Annotated in this window: 12 protein-coding genes and 1 pseudogene; 2 read left to right on the forward strand and 11 right to left on the reverse strand. The window is 39.0% G+C overall.

Annotation, left to right across the window (positions count from 1 at the left end):
- Positions 1-406 precede the first annotated feature (406 nt).
- The 4 genes from mutL to A8L44_RS00020 all read right to left on the reverse strand — a co-directional run bounded on the left by mutL (position 407) and on the right by A8L44_RS00020 (position 6,323).
- Positions 407-2,338, reverse strand: a complete 1,932-nt coding sequence (gene mutL / locus A8L44_RS00005; protein WP_066099697.1) for a DNA mismatch repair endonuclease MutL — start codon at positions 2,336-2,338, stop codon at positions 407-409.
- Between the two features lie 15 nt (positions 2,339-2,353).
- A complete protein-coding gene (gene mutS / locus A8L44_RS00010; protein ID WP_066099700.1) occupies positions 2,354-4,966 on the reverse strand; it encodes a DNA mismatch repair protein MutS in 2,613 nt (870 codons plus the stop codon).
- Positions 4,967-5,072: 106 nt separating this feature from the next.
- A complete protein-coding gene (gene cotE, locus A8L44_RS00015) occupies positions 5,073-5,672 on the reverse strand; it encodes an outer spore coat protein CotE (RefSeq protein ID WP_066099703.1) in 600 nt (199 codons plus the stop codon).
- 216 nt (positions 5,673-5,888) lie between these two features.
- A complete protein-coding gene (locus A8L44_RS00020) occupies positions 5,889-6,323 on the reverse strand; it encodes a DUF4395 domain-containing protein (RefSeq protein WP_066099705.1) in 435 nt (144 codons plus the stop codon).
- A gap of 503 nt (positions 6,324-6,826) precedes the next feature.
- Between A8L44_RS00020 and katA the strand changes: the two genes are divergently transcribed.
- On the forward strand, positions 6,827-8,278 hold the full coding sequence (katA, locus tag A8L44_RS00025; RefSeq protein ID WP_139063775.1) for a catalase KatA: 1,452 nt from the start codon (positions 6,827-6,829) through the stop codon (positions 8,276-8,278).
- A gap of 568 nt (positions 8,279-8,846) precedes the next feature.
- Positions 8,847-9,629 (forward strand): alpha/beta hydrolase, encoded by a 783-nt coding sequence (locus tag A8L44_RS00030; RefSeq protein WP_066099711.1) that lies wholly within the window; start codon positions 8,847-8,849, stop codon positions 9,627-9,629.
- Positions 9,630-9,838: 209 nt separating this feature from the next.
- On the opposite strand, the gene A8L44_RS00035 is transcribed toward A8L44_RS00030, so the two are convergent.
- From A8L44_RS00035 to A8L44_RS00060, 7 genes and pseudogenes are all read right to left on the reverse strand, one after another.
- Complete coding sequence (locus tag A8L44_RS00035) at positions 9,839-11,326, reverse strand: UxaA family hydrolase (RefSeq protein ID WP_066099714.1); 1,488 nt, start codon at positions 11,324-11,326, stop codon at positions 9,839-9,841.
- Between the two features lie 12 nt (positions 11,327-11,338).
- Positions 11,339-12,808 carry a tagaturonate reductase gene (locus A8L44_RS00040; RefSeq protein ID WP_066099717.1) on the reverse strand — a complete coding sequence of 490 codons (1,470 nt, stop codon included), beginning with the start codon at positions 12,806-12,808 and terminating at the stop codon, positions 11,339-11,341.
- Between the two features lie 74 nt (positions 12,809-12,882).
- The gene (locus A8L44_RS00045) at positions 12,883-13,896 is read right to left on the reverse strand and encodes a LacI family DNA-binding transcriptional regulator (protein ID WP_066099720.1); all 1,014 of its coding nucleotides are present in this window, start codon (positions 13,894-13,896) and stop codon (positions 12,883-12,885) included.
- A gap of 57 nt (positions 13,897-13,953) precedes the next feature.
- A complete protein-coding gene (uxaC, locus tag A8L44_RS00050) occupies positions 13,954-15,384 on the reverse strand; it encodes a glucuronate isomerase (protein ID WP_066099722.1) in 1,431 nt (476 codons plus the stop codon).
- 689 nt (positions 15,385-16,073) lie between these two features.
- Complete coding sequence (locus tag A8L44_RS19085; RefSeq protein WP_302621335.1) at positions 16,074-16,796, reverse strand: rhamnogalacturonan acetylesterase; 723 nt, start codon at positions 16,794-16,796, stop codon at positions 16,074-16,076.
- 15 nt (positions 16,797-16,811) lie between these two features.
- Positions 16,812-17,726: pseudogene (locus A8L44_RS18795) on the reverse strand (pectinesterase family protein); the annotation flags it as partial.
- A 13-nt stretch (positions 17,727-17,739) separates the two neighbouring features.
- On the reverse strand, positions 17,740-18,642 hold the full coding sequence (locus A8L44_RS00060) for a dienelactone hydrolase family protein (RefSeq protein WP_066099727.1): 903 nt from the start codon (positions 18,640-18,642) through the stop codon (positions 17,740-17,742).
- Positions 18,643-18,648: the final 6 nt, after the last annotated feature.

The following is an 18,648-nucleotide window of genomic DNA, read 5'->3' on the forward strand; positions in this document are numbered from 1 at the left end:
GGTGCCTCATAGCTGAGGCATAGCGCTTTCCTCCATACTTCACCCACCTTTCAGACACCTTTACCCCGGTATAGGTCGGTCATAGATGCCTCGTAGGTGGAGCATAGCTCCTTTCCTACATACTTCACCTACCTTTCAACCACCTATACCCGGGTATAGGCCGGTCATAGGTGCCTCATAGCTGGGATATAGCTGCTTTCCTTCATACTTCACCTACCTTTCAGACACCTTTACCCCGGTATAGGTCGGTCATAGGTGCCTCATAGCTGGAGGATAGGCCCCAAAAAAGCGCAGCTTAGGAGCTTTTTTGTATCCAAACTTATATTATAAACACAAAAAAAGCGGAGGAAAACGACTCGTTCCCCCGCTTAATTAAAGTTTAATACATTTTTATTTACTTACTACATTACATAACCCGTTTAAACATTTTCTCCAGCTCATAAATCGAATAATGAACGATAATTGGACGGCCATGCGGGCATGTGAATGGATCATTTGTATGACGCAATTCATCCAGTAATGCACTGATTTCATCATTACGCAAATGCCGGTTGGCTTTAATTGACCCCTTACAGCTCATCATAATTGCCGCTTCCTCACGCAATTTCTTGATATCCACCTTTTTCATCGTTAATACTTGGTGGACCATTTCATCGATGATCGTTTCTTCCATGCCTGCTGGGAACCAGGTTGGATGGGCGCGGACAATATAACTATTTAATCCAAATGGTTCTAAAAATACTCCGACCGCTTCCAGCTCTTCTTTATGTTCTTCCAGCTTCACAAACTCATCTGTTGAATACTCCAGTGTCATCGGTACCAACATTTCTTGCAGTTCTTTGTTGACCTCTCCCACCTTATGCTTGAAGAACTCATACTTAATCCGCTCTTGGGCAGCATGCTGGTCAATCATATAGAGCCCTTGTTCATTTTGGGCCAAAATATACGTTCCATGCAGCTGTCCAATCGGATATAAAGGCGGAATTCGGCTTTCTTGCATGTCCTGATTGTCTTGAATCGGCTCTAATTCCTCTTCTTTTTGCTCTACGATCGTTCCGACACGTTCGGAACCCGCTTCTGAACTGATAAACGGTTCAGTTTCTACCTGTTCTTCTACTGATTCCCTTCCAGGCTCGTTCAACTCGATAGGACTAGGAGCCTCGAATTCCCGCTTCGGCTGTTCAATCTCAGGCGGATCATAAATCACTGAAAATCCTTCAGTTGCCTTTACCATTGGAGGAGTCTGCTTTGGCGGCTCAGGCCGCTTGGCTCTTTCCTCCGTAAACGTAAATTGAGCTTGTTCCGTTTTTGCTTTTTCCTCACGTTTAACAGGAGCGCCTGTCGGAATTAATGTCTCTTTTTTAAACGTATTCCGGATGGCCTCGCTAATTAATGTCATCAGCTCTTGCTCTTTACTGAAACGAACCTCCATTTTGGAAGGATGCACATTCACATCAACCAATAAAGGATCCATTTCAATATTGAGCATCGCAATTGGATAACGTCCAATAGGCAATAAAGTATGGTACCCTTCCATGACTGCTTTGGCGATCAAATAATTCTTAATAAATCTTCCATTTACCAAAATGGTCATATAGTTACGCGAAGCCCTCGTCATTTCCGGATGTCCGGCATAGCCTTTTATTGAAAAATCAAGTGTTGATGCTTCAAACGGCAGCATTTTTTGAGCAGTTTGTATCCCATATATCCCGGCAAGCACCTGAAGTGGATTGCCGTTGCCTGATGTTTGTAATAAGGTACGGTCGTTGTGAACCAGCTTAAACGATACATCCGGATGCGACAGTGCCAGCCTATTTACGACATCGGTTATATTCCCAAGCTCTGTATGAACGCTTTTAACATATTTCAGACGAGCCGGTGTATTAAAGAACAGTTCACTCACCGTTATATCGGTTCCTTTACGGCTTGAATAGGACTCATGAGTAAGGACCTTGCCGCCCTCGAGTAAAAGACGGGTTCCAGGTCCATCACCTGTTGAGGTCTTTAATTCGAATTTGGAAACAGAAGCGATTGAAGGCAATGCCTCACCCCGGAAACCTAGCGTACGAATTCTGAATAAATCGTTTTCGTCCTTTATTTTACTGGTCGCGTGCCTGTGAAAAGCATTGAGGGCATCGTCCTCTTCCATCCCTTCCCCATTATCAATAATGCGAATGGATTCAAGACCGGCTTCCGTAGCATAAATCTCAATTACCGTACTGTTAGCATCTATTGAGTTTTCCACTAACTCTTTTACAACAGATGCAGGTCTCTCTACTACTTCTCCGGCAGCGATTTTATTGGATAATAGATCATCTAACAGTACAATTTTCCCCATATCGTTCTCTCCTTCCTACTTTAATTTTTTCTGTAATGCATATAAGGCGTTTAAAGCTTCTAAAGGATTCATCTCTAATATAGATAAGGATTTAAGCTCTTCCGCTACCTTCCACTCTTTTGAGTGTCGGGATGATGAAGTCGTTTTTTCCTTTTTATCTTCTGTGAAAAAGGATAATTGCGCCTGTTCACTGACAATTTCAGCATCAGTTTCAGTTTTTACAGGTGGCGTAGGTTTTGGTTGCTTGTCCCCTTGTTCAAGGACGTTTAATATCTCTTGCGCTCGCTTAATCACCGTCTCCGGCATTTCCGCAAGCTTGGCAACATGAATACCATAACTGCGATCAGCAGGTCCATCGACTACTTTATGAAGGAAAATGACTGTGCCATTTTGCTCAATTGCACGAACATGTACGTTACTCAGCTTGCTGAGTTGATCAGCTAGAGCTGTTAACTCATGATAATGCGTGGAGAAGAGGGTAGCTGCACCAATATGATGATGAATATATTCTATGATTGATTGGGCCAATGCCATTCCATCATAGGTTGACGTTCCTCTTCCGATTTCATCGAATAGAAGCAAACTGTTTTCTGTTGCATTCGTAATCGCATGGTTCGCTTCAAGCATTTCGACCATAAAGGTACTTTGTCCTGATATCAAATCATCTGCTGCACCGATTCTCGTAAATACCTGATCGAATATTGGCAGGATTGCTTCGTCTGCAGGTACAAAGCAGCCGATTTGGGCCATAATCGCTGTCAAGGCAACCTGGCGCATATACGTACTCTTACCGGACATATTTGGTCCAGTAATTAATAAGATTTCCTTCTTTTTATCCAAGAAGCAATCATTCGGTACATATTCCTGTGCTTTTAAAACCTTTTCTACGACTGGATGTCGGCCATTTTTTATACTCATTTGACGTGTATGAGAGAATTGTGGTTTTACATAGTGGTAACGTTCACTAATAGTAGAGAAACATTGTAAAACATCCAATTCACTGATTTCCATCGCTAATTTTTGCAGACGAGGTATATAATCTTTAATTTGATCACGTAAATCACAGAACAAATCGTATTCCAGACCTGTACTTTTTTCCTCTGCTTCGAGGATGATTGTTTCTTTTTCTTTTAATTCTGGAGTGATATAACGTTCTGCATTTGCAAGAGTTTGTTTTCTGTCATATCGATCATCATTCAGAAGGTGGAGATTTGCCTTTGTTACTTCCAAGTAATAACCAAATACACGATTATAACCAATTTTTAGAGAACGGATACCTGTTCTTTCTCTTTCCTTTTGTTCCAACTGAGCGATCCAGGTTTTCCCGTTCTTGGAAGCATCGCGATAACGATCTAAATCTTCGTTATACCCTTCGCGAATAATGCCTCCCTCTTTAATGGAAATCGGCGGGTTCTCATGCAGCGCCTGCTCGAGTAAATCCGTCACTTCTTCACACGGATCCATCCGGGATGCGATTTCTTTAGCCGTATCAATAGGCAGCCTTCCAATCACATCAATAATAGCCGGTACTTGCTGCAGGGAACGCTTCAGCTGCAATAAATCCCGTGCATTTACATTGCCATAGGAAACACGGCCTGTTAAACGTTCCAAATCATACACTTCATGTAATAGCTCACGCAGCTCTTCCCGTTCAAAAAATTGATTCATAAATGTTTCAACCATCGATAACCGAGCTTCTATTTCAGATTCGCTGACTAATGGGCGTTCAATCCATTGCTTTAGTCTTCTGCCGCCCATGGCCGTCTTGGTTTCATCAAGAAGCCATAAAAGAGAGCCTTTTTTACCTTTTGAACGAATAGTTTCCGTGAGCTCTAAATTTCTTTTTGAATAGTAATCAATTTTTAAATATTGTTCCGTTTCATATAATTCAACTGGTTGAATATGTTCAATCGTCCTCTTTTGAGTACGCTGTATATAATTGAGCAAACGGGCTACCGTATGCTTTAGGTCTTTTTTCGGAAGCTCACTTACCAAATGGTTAAACTCTTCCTTCGGTTCCGAGTCGGCTTCATAAGAAATCGTGACAATCCCTCTGTCTTTTAATAACACTTCTTTTTCTTCACCGAAATCTGGCTGAACCACAACTTCTTTAGATCCTATAACGGAAACTTCATTTAACACATCTTTAAAATTGGAAAAATGGGTTACTCGATTTTCGCCAGTCGTTAAATCAATATGAGCCACTCCAAATCCCAAGCCATCTATGGAAGAAATAGTCGCAAGATAGTTATTCTCCTTTTCGGCGAGACTCTTTCCTTCCATCACCGTACCTGGAGTAATTAATTGGACAACTTCACGTTTAACGACTCCTTTTGCCGCTTTTGGGTCCTCTGTTTGTTCGCAAATGGCCACTTTAAAGCCACGATCTACCAGTGTTTCAATATAAGACTGCGCTGAATGATAAGGAACCCCGCACATGGGAATCTTTTGTTCTCCTCCACCATTCTTCGCTGTTAAGGTTATCTCCAATTCTTTTGATGCCTTAATGGCATCCTCAAAGAACATTTCATAAAAATCACCGAGACGGAAAAACAAGAATGCATCTTGATAATCTGCCTTTATACTCAAGTACTGTTGAATCATAGGAGTATAGGTTGCTACTGCCATTTTCCCAAAACCTTTCTTTCAATCAAATATATAATAGAAGTATTATATCATAGGAGCCAAGCTCATCTAACAACAAAAAAACTAGAGAGTTTTTCTCTCTAGTTACTTAATCCCGCTTGCTTTTGCTTTTTTTCCTGTCTGATTCATAGGAGCTGGACTCTTCACTGGATGACTCACTATGATCAAGGAAATCAGGATTAATTTCCTCCAGTTCGTCATCATCTACCTCAAGCTCCCAGCTTTCCTCATCGGTGTCTGCATTTTCCCTGATTGAAACAGTTACTTTTGTTTCACCAATAATCTCCACTAAAAATTCACGTTCAACATGAACAGAAATTTTTTCACCATCTGGAGTAATTAGACATTCAATACAATTCGGTTGTTGAACCACTTTGGCTATGACTTCATTATCATCATAGACTGTTTGGTCCCGATACTTTAATTTGATGGTATCTTTATACGGAACCTTTTCTGTTCTGACTTCTGTCTTTGTATTATTGCAATATGAATACCAAATATTGATATCATAATATCCTGCAATTTCTACCTTTTTACCATGTTTCTTAGCTTCGTACGTATGATTAATAATCCAGCAGCCCAGTATACTGGTAGGATCGTTGTCTGGACAAACCGTATGATTTGCCTTGGTAAACTTACGCCCCTTTGCCACTACTGCCTTCGTGATAATTTCTCTATATTGCGACATACAAGGTTACCCTCCTCAACCATTTTCATTTCATCCTATGCATGATAAATGTCTAGCGTGCAAATTAATTATCAGTTCAACAAGGATTGCATGCTACAGTTTATGCCCATGCTGAAGAAAGGTGACCTTGATTTAAAAATAGGAGCAAGTTATGCGGAATTCTTCTATAATAGTATGAAGAAGGATCCTGCTATTTACAGGATCCTAATACTTTCTTTAAACTGTTTTGTTTGTCGATCTTTTATACATATATTGCTGCCATTGAAAACGAATAAAGCAGCCTATACAAAATCCCAGGATAGCAACGAATGATGCAATAGCAACCATGGCCGTAAATACATATCCAGCAATCATCCAATCAAGCATATAACTGATCAGGCCGCCTGCAAGACAAATAACAGCGATCACTTGATTAAATTGTTGCTGAGCCCACTCTTCCGGGATATAATCAGAAGTTTTTTTTCTTAAAAATAATTTACCTGCTTGCATGATTGGATTGAATCCAAAGACTAAACCCATAATTCCTGCAAATAAAGGCAGTGCTAAAATCCATTCAACACCTGTTACCCAAGTAGCGACCACGCTAAGAAAAATCACCCATTGGTTTAAACGTACCAATGGTCTCGGAACTGTGCGGACCGTTTCTCCCATTATTTCACACCTCTCCAATATGTTTTATATGTTATTTTTCATCTTACTCTGTTTAACCATAAATGGGAAAGTATAAGAATTTAATTAAATTATATTTCTCATCAATACTTTTAGTCATTAATTGTATTTAGAGGAAGAATCATGAACCATTCTAATTGACAGCAAGGAAGTTGATAAAGGATAATAACTTTCCCATTCATTTTGTAAACGAACTAGTTCGATAGTAGATTTTTTATAAACTTGATAATTTTATACTCTAATTAAAAGAACATAAATAAGAATACCTGCTTCTTAATTGAGAATCTCCTTGCTGCCTCTCTTGCTTGCTTTATTTCTAAAGGTAAAACCCCTACCTGTAAGAGCTCTCTCACAATGAATTAAATAAGCATCCTTTCACTAAATCTCCTTTTATTTATAATTATTTTAAATAAATAGTAGTTTTTAATTGATAATATTATAAAAAATAAATATAATAGGTTTATCATACGAAAAAGGTGGTATAAATAATGTCCAAAAAATTAACAACTAGTTGGGGAGCTCCTGTAGGAGATAACCAGAATTCCATCACAGCTGGAAGACGCGGACCAACTTTAATTCAAGACGTACATTTATTAGAAAAATTAGCTCATTTTAACAGAGAACGTGTACCTGAGCGTGTAGTACATGCAAAAGGCGGCGGAGCACATGGTTATTTCGAGGTTACAAAGAATTTAACTGAATATACAAAAGCTGCTTTCTTATCTGAAGTTGGCAAAAAAACTCCTTTGTTCATTCGTTTCTCTACAGTTGCAGGTGAACTTGGTTCTGCTGATACATTACGTGATCCTCGTGGATTTGCAGTAAAACTTTATACTGAAGAAGGTAACTACGATATCGTTGGTAACAATACTCCTGTCTTCTTTATCCGTGATGCAATCAAATTCCCTGATTTCATACATACACAAAAAAGAGATCCAAAAACACATTTGAAAAACCCTAATGCTGTTTGGGATTTCTGGTCACTTTCACCAGAATCTTTACATCAAATAACGATTCTTATGTCTGATCGTGGTATTCCTGCTACTTGGCGTCATATGCACGGATTTGGTAGCCACACGTTCAAATGGACGAATGCTGAAGGTAAATCCGTATGGGTTAAATACCACTGGAAAACAGAACAAGGGGTAAAAAATCTATCTACTGATTTGGCTGCTGAGCTTGCAGGTACAAATCCAGACTACCATATCGAAGACTTACACAATGCAATTGAAGCTGGCGATTATCCTGCATGGAAATTATGCGTACAAATCATGCCGCTTGAAGATGCCAACACATATCGTTTCGATCCATTCGATGTAACAAAAGTTTGGTCTCAAAAAGACTATCCTTTAATCGAAGTTGGCCGCATGGTATTAGACAGAAATCCAGAAAACTATTTTGCAGAAGTAGAACAAGCTACATTCTCTCCTGGTAATTTTGTTCCTGGTATTGATGTATCACCGGATAAATTGTTGCAAGGTCGTTTATTCGCTTATGCAGATGCTCACCGTTACCGTGTGGGAGCAAACCATAATCACTTACCAGTCAACCGTCCTAAAGTTGAAGTAAATAACTATCAACGTGACGGCCAAATGAACCCAAGTATAAATGGCGGTTCTTCTGTCTACTACGAGCCAAACAGCTTCGGAGGTCCACAAGAATCTCCTGAAGATCAACAAGCAACATTTGAAGTGGAAGGCTATGCTGCAAGCACTTCTTATGATAATGATGATTTCTACACTCAAGCTGGTGATCTTTACAGATTGTTAAGCAGTGAAGAACGCGCTAACCTGGTTAACAACATCGTTGGATCTATGCAAGGTGTGACTGTACCTGAAATTATCGAACGTCAAATCCAGCATTTCTACAAAGCTGATCCTGAATACGGAACACTTGTAGCTGCAGGACTTGGTTTAACAGTAACTGAAGAAGTTTAATAGAATAATTTAATCGTATTTTACGTTCTCAATTAAGTTTAAGGTACTGCTATACGCAGTACCTTTTTTTAATAAAGACACAATTTCCCCTTCTCCTCCAAGTTTTTAAGTAGTATTTTTTAGCCAAGTAAGGACTCGAATAAAATGAAACGGCTCAAATAAACTAATCAAAAAAAGCATGATAAAAAAAGACCAGAGTGACAGAAATTTCAATCCCCTTCTTTCTGACTTAGAAATTGCTACAAAGCTAAAAATCACTCCAACGAAACCAAGTAATAATTCCTAAAATTATCAAGAACATCGACCATGCACTAAACCTCTTCACCATTACACCTCCAACTATAACTCCAACACCATCTGCAATAATCTTACAAAACATTTCAAACTGATCTTGATATAACGAGGTTACCGATTCAATTAATTAACAAATAAACATTATCCTTGCCGGGTTCAAAATATACTTATTTTCTATAAATTTGAATGTATCACTCGCTGTGAGTATTCATTCTTAAAATACTACTCAGAGTTCCTATATAATAAAGAAAAGACAGATATGGGAGGAAATTTTATGAAACACATGATATGGCCGGAGACAAGAATAATAAATGATGAGATACCGACCCTTACGCCTTACCTTGTTAGAGAAGGAATGCATGGTGGAGGAATCATCGTCTGCCCTGGAGGTGGATATCAAAGGAGAGCTGAGCATGAGGGGGTACCTGTTGCAAGATGGCTCAATTCTCTTGGCATAAACGCTTTTGTGCTCGATTACCGGGTTTCTCCGGCTAAACACCCTGCACCGCTTGCAGATGCTCAACGTGCCATCCGCTTTATCCGCTATTATGCAAAAGAATGGAATATAGATAAAGAGAGAATTGGTATTCTTGGTTTTTCGGCTGGCGGCCATCTAGCAGCAAGTCTCTCGAATCTGTCTGATTATCCAGCCTATGAGAATATGGATGTGATTGATGAAGAATCATCTAAGCCTGACATTTCCATTCTTTGCTACCCGGTCATATCCATGATTGAATATACACACGAAGGATCTGTTACCTCCCTGCTTGGTGAAGGAGTTACTGATAAGGACCTATATCTTCTCTCCCATCAAAGAAATGTCAGTAAAGAAACACCCCCAACCTTCCTATGGCATACGGCGGATGACAAAGCAGTTCCAGTCGAGAATAGTATTATGTATGCACAGGCGCTGAGCAAGGCACAGATTCCTTATGAATTGCATATTTTTCAGCAAGGAAGACACGGACTTGGTCTTTCCAAAGAGGATCAAGATGTAGCTCAATGGACAAATGTGTGCGCCGGTTGGCTGCGAAAACAGGGTTACGGAACTTTTTAAAAGTAAGAATTGATTAGGAAGGGTGATTAACCCCGACCTCTCACACCAATGTACTTAGTTAGCCTTGTATGCAGTTCGTGTTCCTTGGGGGAGATTTGCCTCCGACTTCCTTCAGATTCCGCTTCGCCACGGACACCCCTGTCGGGCGCACCCACAAGAAAACGATAGGAACCGTCCTATCGTTTTTTCTTTGATTTGATTGATCGCATTTATAAAGTGACGCCGGTTTTAAAAATCGCAATTTCTCTAAAATCATTTTTCTCGTTATTGACCAGTTCTCCACTTGCAACTTTAATAATATACTCCGTAAAATCCTGTAAAACGACATCTGGCTCCTCTTCCAGAAGCACTCCGGCATTATAATCAATCCAATGTGGCTTATTTTCATAAATAGCAGTATTGGAGGAAATTTTCATCGTAGGAACAAAGGATCCAAATGGTGTACCGCGCCCTGTCGTAAATAATACCATCTGACAACCTGCAGAAGCCAAGGCTGAAGAGGCTACGAGATCATTTCCGGGTGCACTTAATAGATTTAGACCCTTATGCTCTAATCTTTCCCCGTATTTCAGAACATCAACGATAGTAGAAGTACCAGCTTTTTGCGTACAGCCAAGTGACTTATCCTCTAATGTAGTAATTCCTCCATCCTTATTTCCGGGAGATGGATTTTCATAGACTGGTTGTTTATTTTCCATAAAATATTCTTTGAATTCATTAATTAATCCTACCGTTTTTTCAAACACTTCCGAATTCTGAGCTCGCTCCATTAAAATAGTTTCTGCACCGAACATTTCAGGTACTTCTGTTAGAACCGTGGTCCCTCCTTGAGCTACTAGGAAATCTGAGAATCTTCCTAAGAGAGGATTAGCAGTAATACCAGATAATCCATCAGACCCTCCGCATTTTAATCCAATTTTCAACTCTGATAACGGTACCTCTTCACGCTTGTCGCCTTTGGCTTTCTCATAAATCTCTTTTAGTATTTGCACACCTGCTTCAATTTCATCCGAGACTTCCTGCGAATTAAGAAACTTGACACGACCTTCGTCAAACTCTCCCAGACTTTCCTTGAATTCATATAAATTATTATTTTCGCAGCCTAATCCCAAAACTAAAACACCACCAGCATTAGGATGTAACACAGCATCCATTAAAATTTTTCTTGTATTCTCATGGTCGTCTCCTAACTGAGAGCAACCATAATTATGTTTCAATACGAGAATGTTTTCGAATGGGCTTATATCTCTCACTTCTTTTTCAAAAAGCTTAATCATTCTTTCCGCAATCCCATTGACACAACCTACCGTTGGTACAATCCAGAGCTCATTACGGATACCGACATCACCATTTTTTCTTCTAAAGCCCTTGAATGTTAAGTACTGCTGCTTATAGGGATTAGCTGTGAGTTTTTGGTTGAACTGATACTCTTGAATCCCTTCCAGATTCGTTTTCGTATTGTGCGTATGGACATGTTCACCAACGGACACCCCCTTGATAGCATGCCCGATCGGATAACCATACTTCACGATATTTGCATTAATAGCAATGTCTTCGACTGCAATCTTATGTCCCCTTTTAATACTTTCCTTTACCTCGATTTCTTTCCCTTGAACAACAATCTTATAACCAGCCTCTATATCCTTTAACGCGACAATCACATTATCATTTTCATTTAGGTGAATGATATCTAACATTGTCTTTCCCCCTTATTTTGCTGTCTTTTGTTCAAAAACGGCCTCAATTGCCTGCTTCATACCTTTTGTTTCAATTTCAAAAAGATCCATTGTAACAGCAGTTGTTAAACCTGGTATCTCGTTTAAATCCATCTCCCAATTCTCTTCATACCCCAGTACATTGGTAACAATTGCGTTAGTACTCTCCAATGTTCCATTAAAGTGGCCCCATTGCTCCTTATATAGATCTAATATATCTTGATTATCAGATAACTTGATTTCCTCTTCTCCTCTTTTTCCTTTATAAAATGAAATCAATGCAGCAAGAGAGAATATTAGTTTTCTAGGCAAATCCCGCTTACGATTGTAGTATTCCAGTAAAGTTGGCAAGTCTCTGGTATTAAATTTTGACATTGAATTAAGCGATATACTTAATAAGAAATGCTGAATAAATGGATTTTGGAATCGTTCTAGAACAGCATCGGCAAAAGAGTGCAATTCTTCTAACGGTAGATCCAATGTTGGAATGATTTCATCATAAATCAGTTCTTTTACAAATTGACCAACCACATCATGCTCAACTGTTTCAGCTACCGTATTTAATCCATATAGATAGGCAACTGGTGTCAGTGCTGTATGAGCCCCATTTAATATACGTACCTTTCTTGTTCTGTAAGGTGTCATATCCTCGACAAACAATGTATTTAAACCAACCTTATGCACTGGGAATTCCTCACGAATCCATTCTGGACCTTCTATCACCCACAAATGGTACTGCTCCCCAACCACAACCAGATCATCTTGATATCCAAGCTCTTTCGTAATCTCATCAATACTATCCCGTGGATATCCTGGAACAATTCGATCCACAAGACTCCCGCAAAAAGTATTTGCCTTATCAATCCACTGAACAAAGCCTTCTTCAAGCTTCCAAAGTGCAGCATATTGAAGCACCAATTCTTTTAACTTTTCTCCGTTCCGCTCAATTAGCTCACATGGGATGATAATAAACCCTTTTTCTTTGTCCCCATTGAACGTTTGATAGCGGTGATATAAGAAAGCAGTTAACTTACCTGGGAAACTACTTTGTGGTCGGTCCTCTAATCGATCTTTTTCATTAAATGCAATCCCAGCTTCGGTTGTATTCGAAAAGATAAAGCGCATTTCAGGGTTTTCAGCTAGTTTTAAATACTCGTCATACTGTGTATAAAGGTTTAAGCCTCTGCTGACAGAGCTGATAATTGAATGCTCCTTCACAGCCTTTCCTTCTTTTACACCTTGTAAATAAAGCGTGTACAAGCCATCTTGATCATTTACTTTTTCTACCATGTCTTGGCCGCGCGGTTGAACCACGACTACACTTCCATTGAAATCAGTGTTCCTATTCAATAGATCGATCTGCCAATCAACAAATGCTCTCAGGAAATTCCCCTCCCCAAATTGCAGAACCTTTTCGGGATATAGGTTGGCTTCCTTTACTAAACTTCTTGATAACTTTTCCACGGGGTCACTCCTCCCATTTATGCACACGTTAACATTTTATGAAAATATGTTACTAGTCAAATGACTAGTAACGGCTAGGTTGATTTAAAAGGGGAAACCGAACGTCTGATGACAAGTTCCGTTTCGACATAAATCTTCCCACCTGGCAATTCCGTATTTTCATCCATCTCCAACATTTCTAACATCTTTTTTGCTCCCAGTGAACTAATTTTTTCAATCGGCCGTTTCACGGTTGTAAGAGATGGGTTCGTATACTGGGCAAATTCGATATCATCAAAGCCAACAATCGAGATATCCTTTGGCACCGTCAATCCTTTTGCAAAAGCCGCATTCATTGCACCAATGGCCATATCATCATTTGAACAAAAAATGGCTGTCGGAGGGCGTTCCAATGTGAGTAACTTTTCCAAAGCTAGATAACCACTTTCCATATCATAGTTTCCTTGAATAATATATTCATTTTTAATTGGAATATGATGATCACTTAGTGCATTCAAATATCCTTCTCTTCGCTCCATTGATGATTTAAATCCTTTAATCCCTTCAACTATAGCAATGTCCCGGTGTCCCTGTTGAATCAAATACTTAACGATTTGTGAGGAACCTTCCCGGTCATTTGATACAATGTTCAAAAGAGTGGAATCTCCTATATCCCGTCCCAAAACCACACAAGGAATCTTTTTTTCTTTTAAATAGGCAATAAAATCATCATCATGATCACTTTGGCTCATTAGTATAATACCGTCAAACCGTTTATGATGAATCGTAGTATAATCATCAAGATTTTCAATGCCTTTAACAAATAGATTATAATGTTGAGTAATTACAGAATTTACTCCTTTTACAGTTTCTACAAAAAAACTTGAAGAAGTACCATTTGTAAGACTTGTCAGGAAAAGCCCAATCGTATAGGACTTCTGCTTTACAAGACTTTTGGCGTTATAGTTTGGAGTATAGTTCAGCTGAGATGCAATCTCGATTATTTTCTTTTTTGTACCTGGTTTAATTAAGGGGCTGTCATTAAGTGCCCTTGATACAGTTGTATGAGAAACATTTGCTATTTTTGCGATATCTTTAATGGTAACCATTGATTCCGTCCTTCTTAATATCAGTCCTTCAATCCATCATATCAAAAAAACTAGAATTTAATAGTCCCCGGCTGATATCCCCACTTTTTCAAATTGAAAATACTCCGTCGCATTGTTATAGGAAATCCCTTGAATAATATCCCCTAAGAATTCTATGTCATTTGGTACTTCCCCATTTTCAACCCAATCAGCAATCAATGAACAAACAAGTCTTCTGAAATATTCATGTCTGGTATAAGAAAGAAAGCTTCTTGAATCTGTCAGCATACCGATAAAACGCGTAAATAACCCTAAATTGGCGAGTGACTTCATTTGTTCTAACATACCTGTTTTATTATCGTTAAACCACCATGCTGTTCCAAATTGAATTTTCCCAGGAACTCCTCCGCCTTGGAAGCTGCCTATGATCGCCGCAATAACATCATTGTCTTTCGCATTTAACGAATAAATAATCGTCTTAGGCAGACCACTCTCCAACTCGATTGCATTCAATAAACGGACTAAAGGTTTAGCAACTTGATCATCATTGATAGAATCATATCCAGTATCAGGGCCAAGGGTATTGAGCATTTTCGTGTTATTATTTCTTAACGCATTAATATGGAACTGCATCGCCCAATCTAGTTCAGAATATAACCCACCTAAAAATTTCAGCGTATATGTTTTATATTTCTTTTCATCTTCACTTGAAACTTTCTTGCCTTGCAAAGCCTCTTCAAAAATATGAATGACTTCCTCTTTTGTCGTTTCAGCAAACACCATCGAATCAATGGCATGGTCAGATACTCTTCCGCCTATAGAATGGAAAAAGCGAACTCTTGACTCCATGGCTTGTAAAAAGGCATCGTAGGAAGTGATTTTTACATTAGATATCTCCTGAAGTTTATCCACCCAATCTAGGTACCCTTCGCGATTAATCTCGAGTCCCTTATCTGGACGAAAACTTGGCAATACTTGAACATCAAAGTCATCCTCTTCTTGCAATTTCAAATGATACTCGAGAGAATCAATAGGATCATCAGTCGTACAAATAACCCGAACATTGGATTTTTTGATGAAATCTCTTGCACAATAACCTGGGCTATTTAAAAGAGCATTCACCTTTTCCCAGATTTCCGGAGCACTATCTTCGTTCAACAAATCGCCGATTCCAAAAAATCTTTGTAATTCCAGGTGTGTCCAGTTATATAATGGATTACCTATTGTCATAGGAACAGTTCTTGCCCAGGCCAGAAATTTTTCATAATCAGTTGCATCTCCAGTAATATACTTTTCCTCGATTCCGTTGCTTCTCATGGCACGCCATTTGTAATGATCACCGTATAACCAAATCTCTGTAATAGTTCTAAAACGTTTGTTTTCATATATTTCCTTTGGACTTAGGTGACAATGGTAATCGATAATTGGCATATCTTTTGCAAAATCATGGTATAAGCGAATCGCTGTTTCATTATTTAACAGGAAATCTTCATCCATAAATTTCTTCATAATAGCACCAGCTTTCTAATATAGGTTGGGCATTTCAAAATGATTTAACTACCGCTTTTAATCCAATCTTTCATTTTTGCACACGTTAACATTTTTAGAAAACAAACACATACAATTTATCAAATATATAGAATAAAGTGCATGATTACTAACTTTCCATACTATACTTTTAACTAACAAACATTGGTATTCTACCTTTAATGTTAAATTATTCTAGTTCTGATTACAAGATATATAGATCATTAATTTCGAAAAAATAAGCGCTTTCAATTTATCATTGTGAATTATTGTAAGAGAACAACCTCCATACGTATCTCAGCAATTTTATTAAGGAGCCGCAATCATCTTAGAAGTATTTCTTACAGCCTTTCTTTAACCAATTATGAACTTTAGCACTTTCACATCATTCTTAGCATGTGAATGAGTTCCTGACTTCTGAACATATCTAATAATCTACTGTTTTTTAATCTAGAAGTAGTTTGTATTTCTCGTCCTCTTCTACAAAAGGTAAATGATTACTCTGTTCAACCGTTGCCATATTGGCATTTGGTATTAAATCTGCTGCTTCTTTTTTGGCTAACCCCTACTTTCTGCCTCGAGGCTCGGGACTTTATACCTAAAGCTTACACCCTGCCGAGCGCACCCAAAAAGGCATGGGTATCATTTAATAACCATACCTCTCAGTATTTTTATACATGCTTCTTTATTAGATATTCCCTAAGTGGAAGGCCTAACTCTTCTATTCCTTCTGCCACAAGCTCTGCCATTTTTTCTGCCCCATATGAACTGAAATGAGTATCATCTGTAGGATATGATGGATTAGTCAACGCGTACCAAGCAAACAACTTCTTCGTTTCTTCAGCACCAATGGTTTCGTAAAGAGACTTTGTTTTTTCATATAAATCAATAACAGGTACCATTAAGTGGTCACCCAACTGACGCACAGCATCTGGGTAACTTCCAAGTGAATTAACGAAATTTCCATCTTCATCAAAGGTTCTTCGATTGATCGATGTTAGTAGTACAGGGATCGCTCCTTTCTCTTTAGCACCCTCTACAAAGACTGATAAATACTCCTGATAAGTCGTGAAGGGATCGGTGGCTCTTTCCTCTTCAGCCTTTTGGTCGTTATGGCCGAATTGGATAAACAAATAATCACCAGGCATGATTCTATTTAGTATCAAATTTAGATGACCTTCATTGATAAAACTTTTTGAACTGCGTCCACCGCGGGCTTCATTAATAATTAGAACACCATCGATAAAGAACGGGCTTAAAAATTCACCCCACCCCCGTTTATTCCCTTGGTCAGCTTTGACTTCTTCCATAGTAGAATCTCCTGCCAGGAATATGTGAACCCCCGCTTTTTCTAACTTTCCGAGTGTCGGCCAATTCTGAAGAGACCCAAAAATCGTTTCAATTTTATAATTTTCAGCTTCTTCCTTGGGTAGTATATGCACCCAGGGCGTCCTCTTGTCCATGTCCGCTCCAGGACCATGGTTGTCATACTCTGCGTAATAGGCATTCTCTCTGGCTAATGGCTTATCCCAATCATGCCAACCAGTTTCTTTTATATGCTCATCCATCCAGCAACGGAGAAAGACAGTCTTGGCATAATCCCTCCATGGACGACCTAAATAAACGCTCCTGGGCTTGGCATCACTGGTTAAAAAACAATCAAAAAAAACATATCCATAAGCCTCTTCATACGGAGTAGAGGCAGCTGTAATATACCCGTTTATTTCCTTGTTTCGATTCAAGCTGTGGATTTCACAACTTTTAAATACAGACGTTGCCGAACCAAATATAAAATCGATATCCCCTTCAATGTAGCAATGAGAAAAATAGCTCCTACCTGCTCTTTTCTCCTCTTCATCTCTTGGACCTCCAAATCGGCTTGTTTCAATTGGCTTTGGCGGCAACGGTCCCGTAAATAACGTATCCTGACTTCCAAGGAATGAGCAATGGTGAAATTCTACCCTATCGGCATCAACATAGGCAGCAATCGCCTGTCCAACAATACTCCCGCTTCCCGCACTATTTTCATACGTAATATTCTTTGCATAAAATCCATCACCAGTAATAATGGTACTATATGACCAAAATGTACCCATATTCTCACCGTTCGGAAACTCCTTTTTGGCATAGTCATCATATACAATTTTCACTTTGTTCCGATGAGTACCAACAAATGAGATATTTGGTTTATGAATTTCAAGCTTTTCCTTATAAATACCATCCTTAATATAGATGGTGATTCTCTCCTGATTTGTACTCGTAATACTGTCAATGGCTTCCTGAATGGTTGTAAAAGAGCCAGTACCATCCTTTGCAACAATCATACAAATCAACACCCTATAAATGATTTTTTAAAAACATAAGGACATCTTCTCGCATTCCGCTTGTTTCAATATGGCCGCACATGTAGCGAATCATTTTCCAGCATTCGGAAAATCCTGCCTTATCATACACTGATTTTAATTCGTCGTCGATAATATCCAGACCTGCAAGCGGGGTCAGCTTATCATCCGTACCAACCAGACTAAGATGATGGCGAGGTGCAATCAAACTCTGTATTTCCGATGTCTGGAAATACTTTAATAGACCTGGCACATAAGAATAAAAACCATGATGATCAAGACCTCTGCAAGCGATTAATGTATTCGCCTCAACCTGGGCAGCGATATCAATGCAGATTCGTATTCGCGTATCCAAAGCAGCAAGCCACCATGACATCAATCCACCCATGGACATGCCAAGTGTGGCTATTCTCGAAGAATCGACATCCTCTCTTTCAACCAAATAATCAAGCCCACGAAGGCTATCATAAACCATTCTCCCCCACAAAACTTCACCCTTCCAGATCATTTCCTTAAACAATTCACTTTCCGTTTTCCCTTTCCTTTCTCCAAATCCAATCATGTCCATACATAAAACACCATATCCCAGATCCGTCAGTGCTTTAGCATAAGATTCTGATTGAAGATAGGTACTACTATGAAGCAACTCTGTTTTTCCAATATGATAATTACCTCCGTGAGAATGGTTGAACATTACAACTGGCATTTTCCCTGATACATTACGGGACCGAGCAAAATAAGCCGGTATTACTTCATTTATCCAAATAACTTCGACCATATAATTTTCTACGGCTAGTTCTTTTACTTTTCGACAAGATAATGTATTGCTACGCTCAGGCAAATCTCCTAGTAAGGAATATAGAAGCGCTCTTCTATCACCCTGCAATGTCTCATTCATTTGCTA

The organism is Bacillus sp. FJAT-27986, assembly GCF_001685035.1.
In the GTDB taxonomy this organism is placed as follows: Bacteria; Bacillota; Bacilli; order Bacillales; family Pradoshiaceae; genus Pradoshia.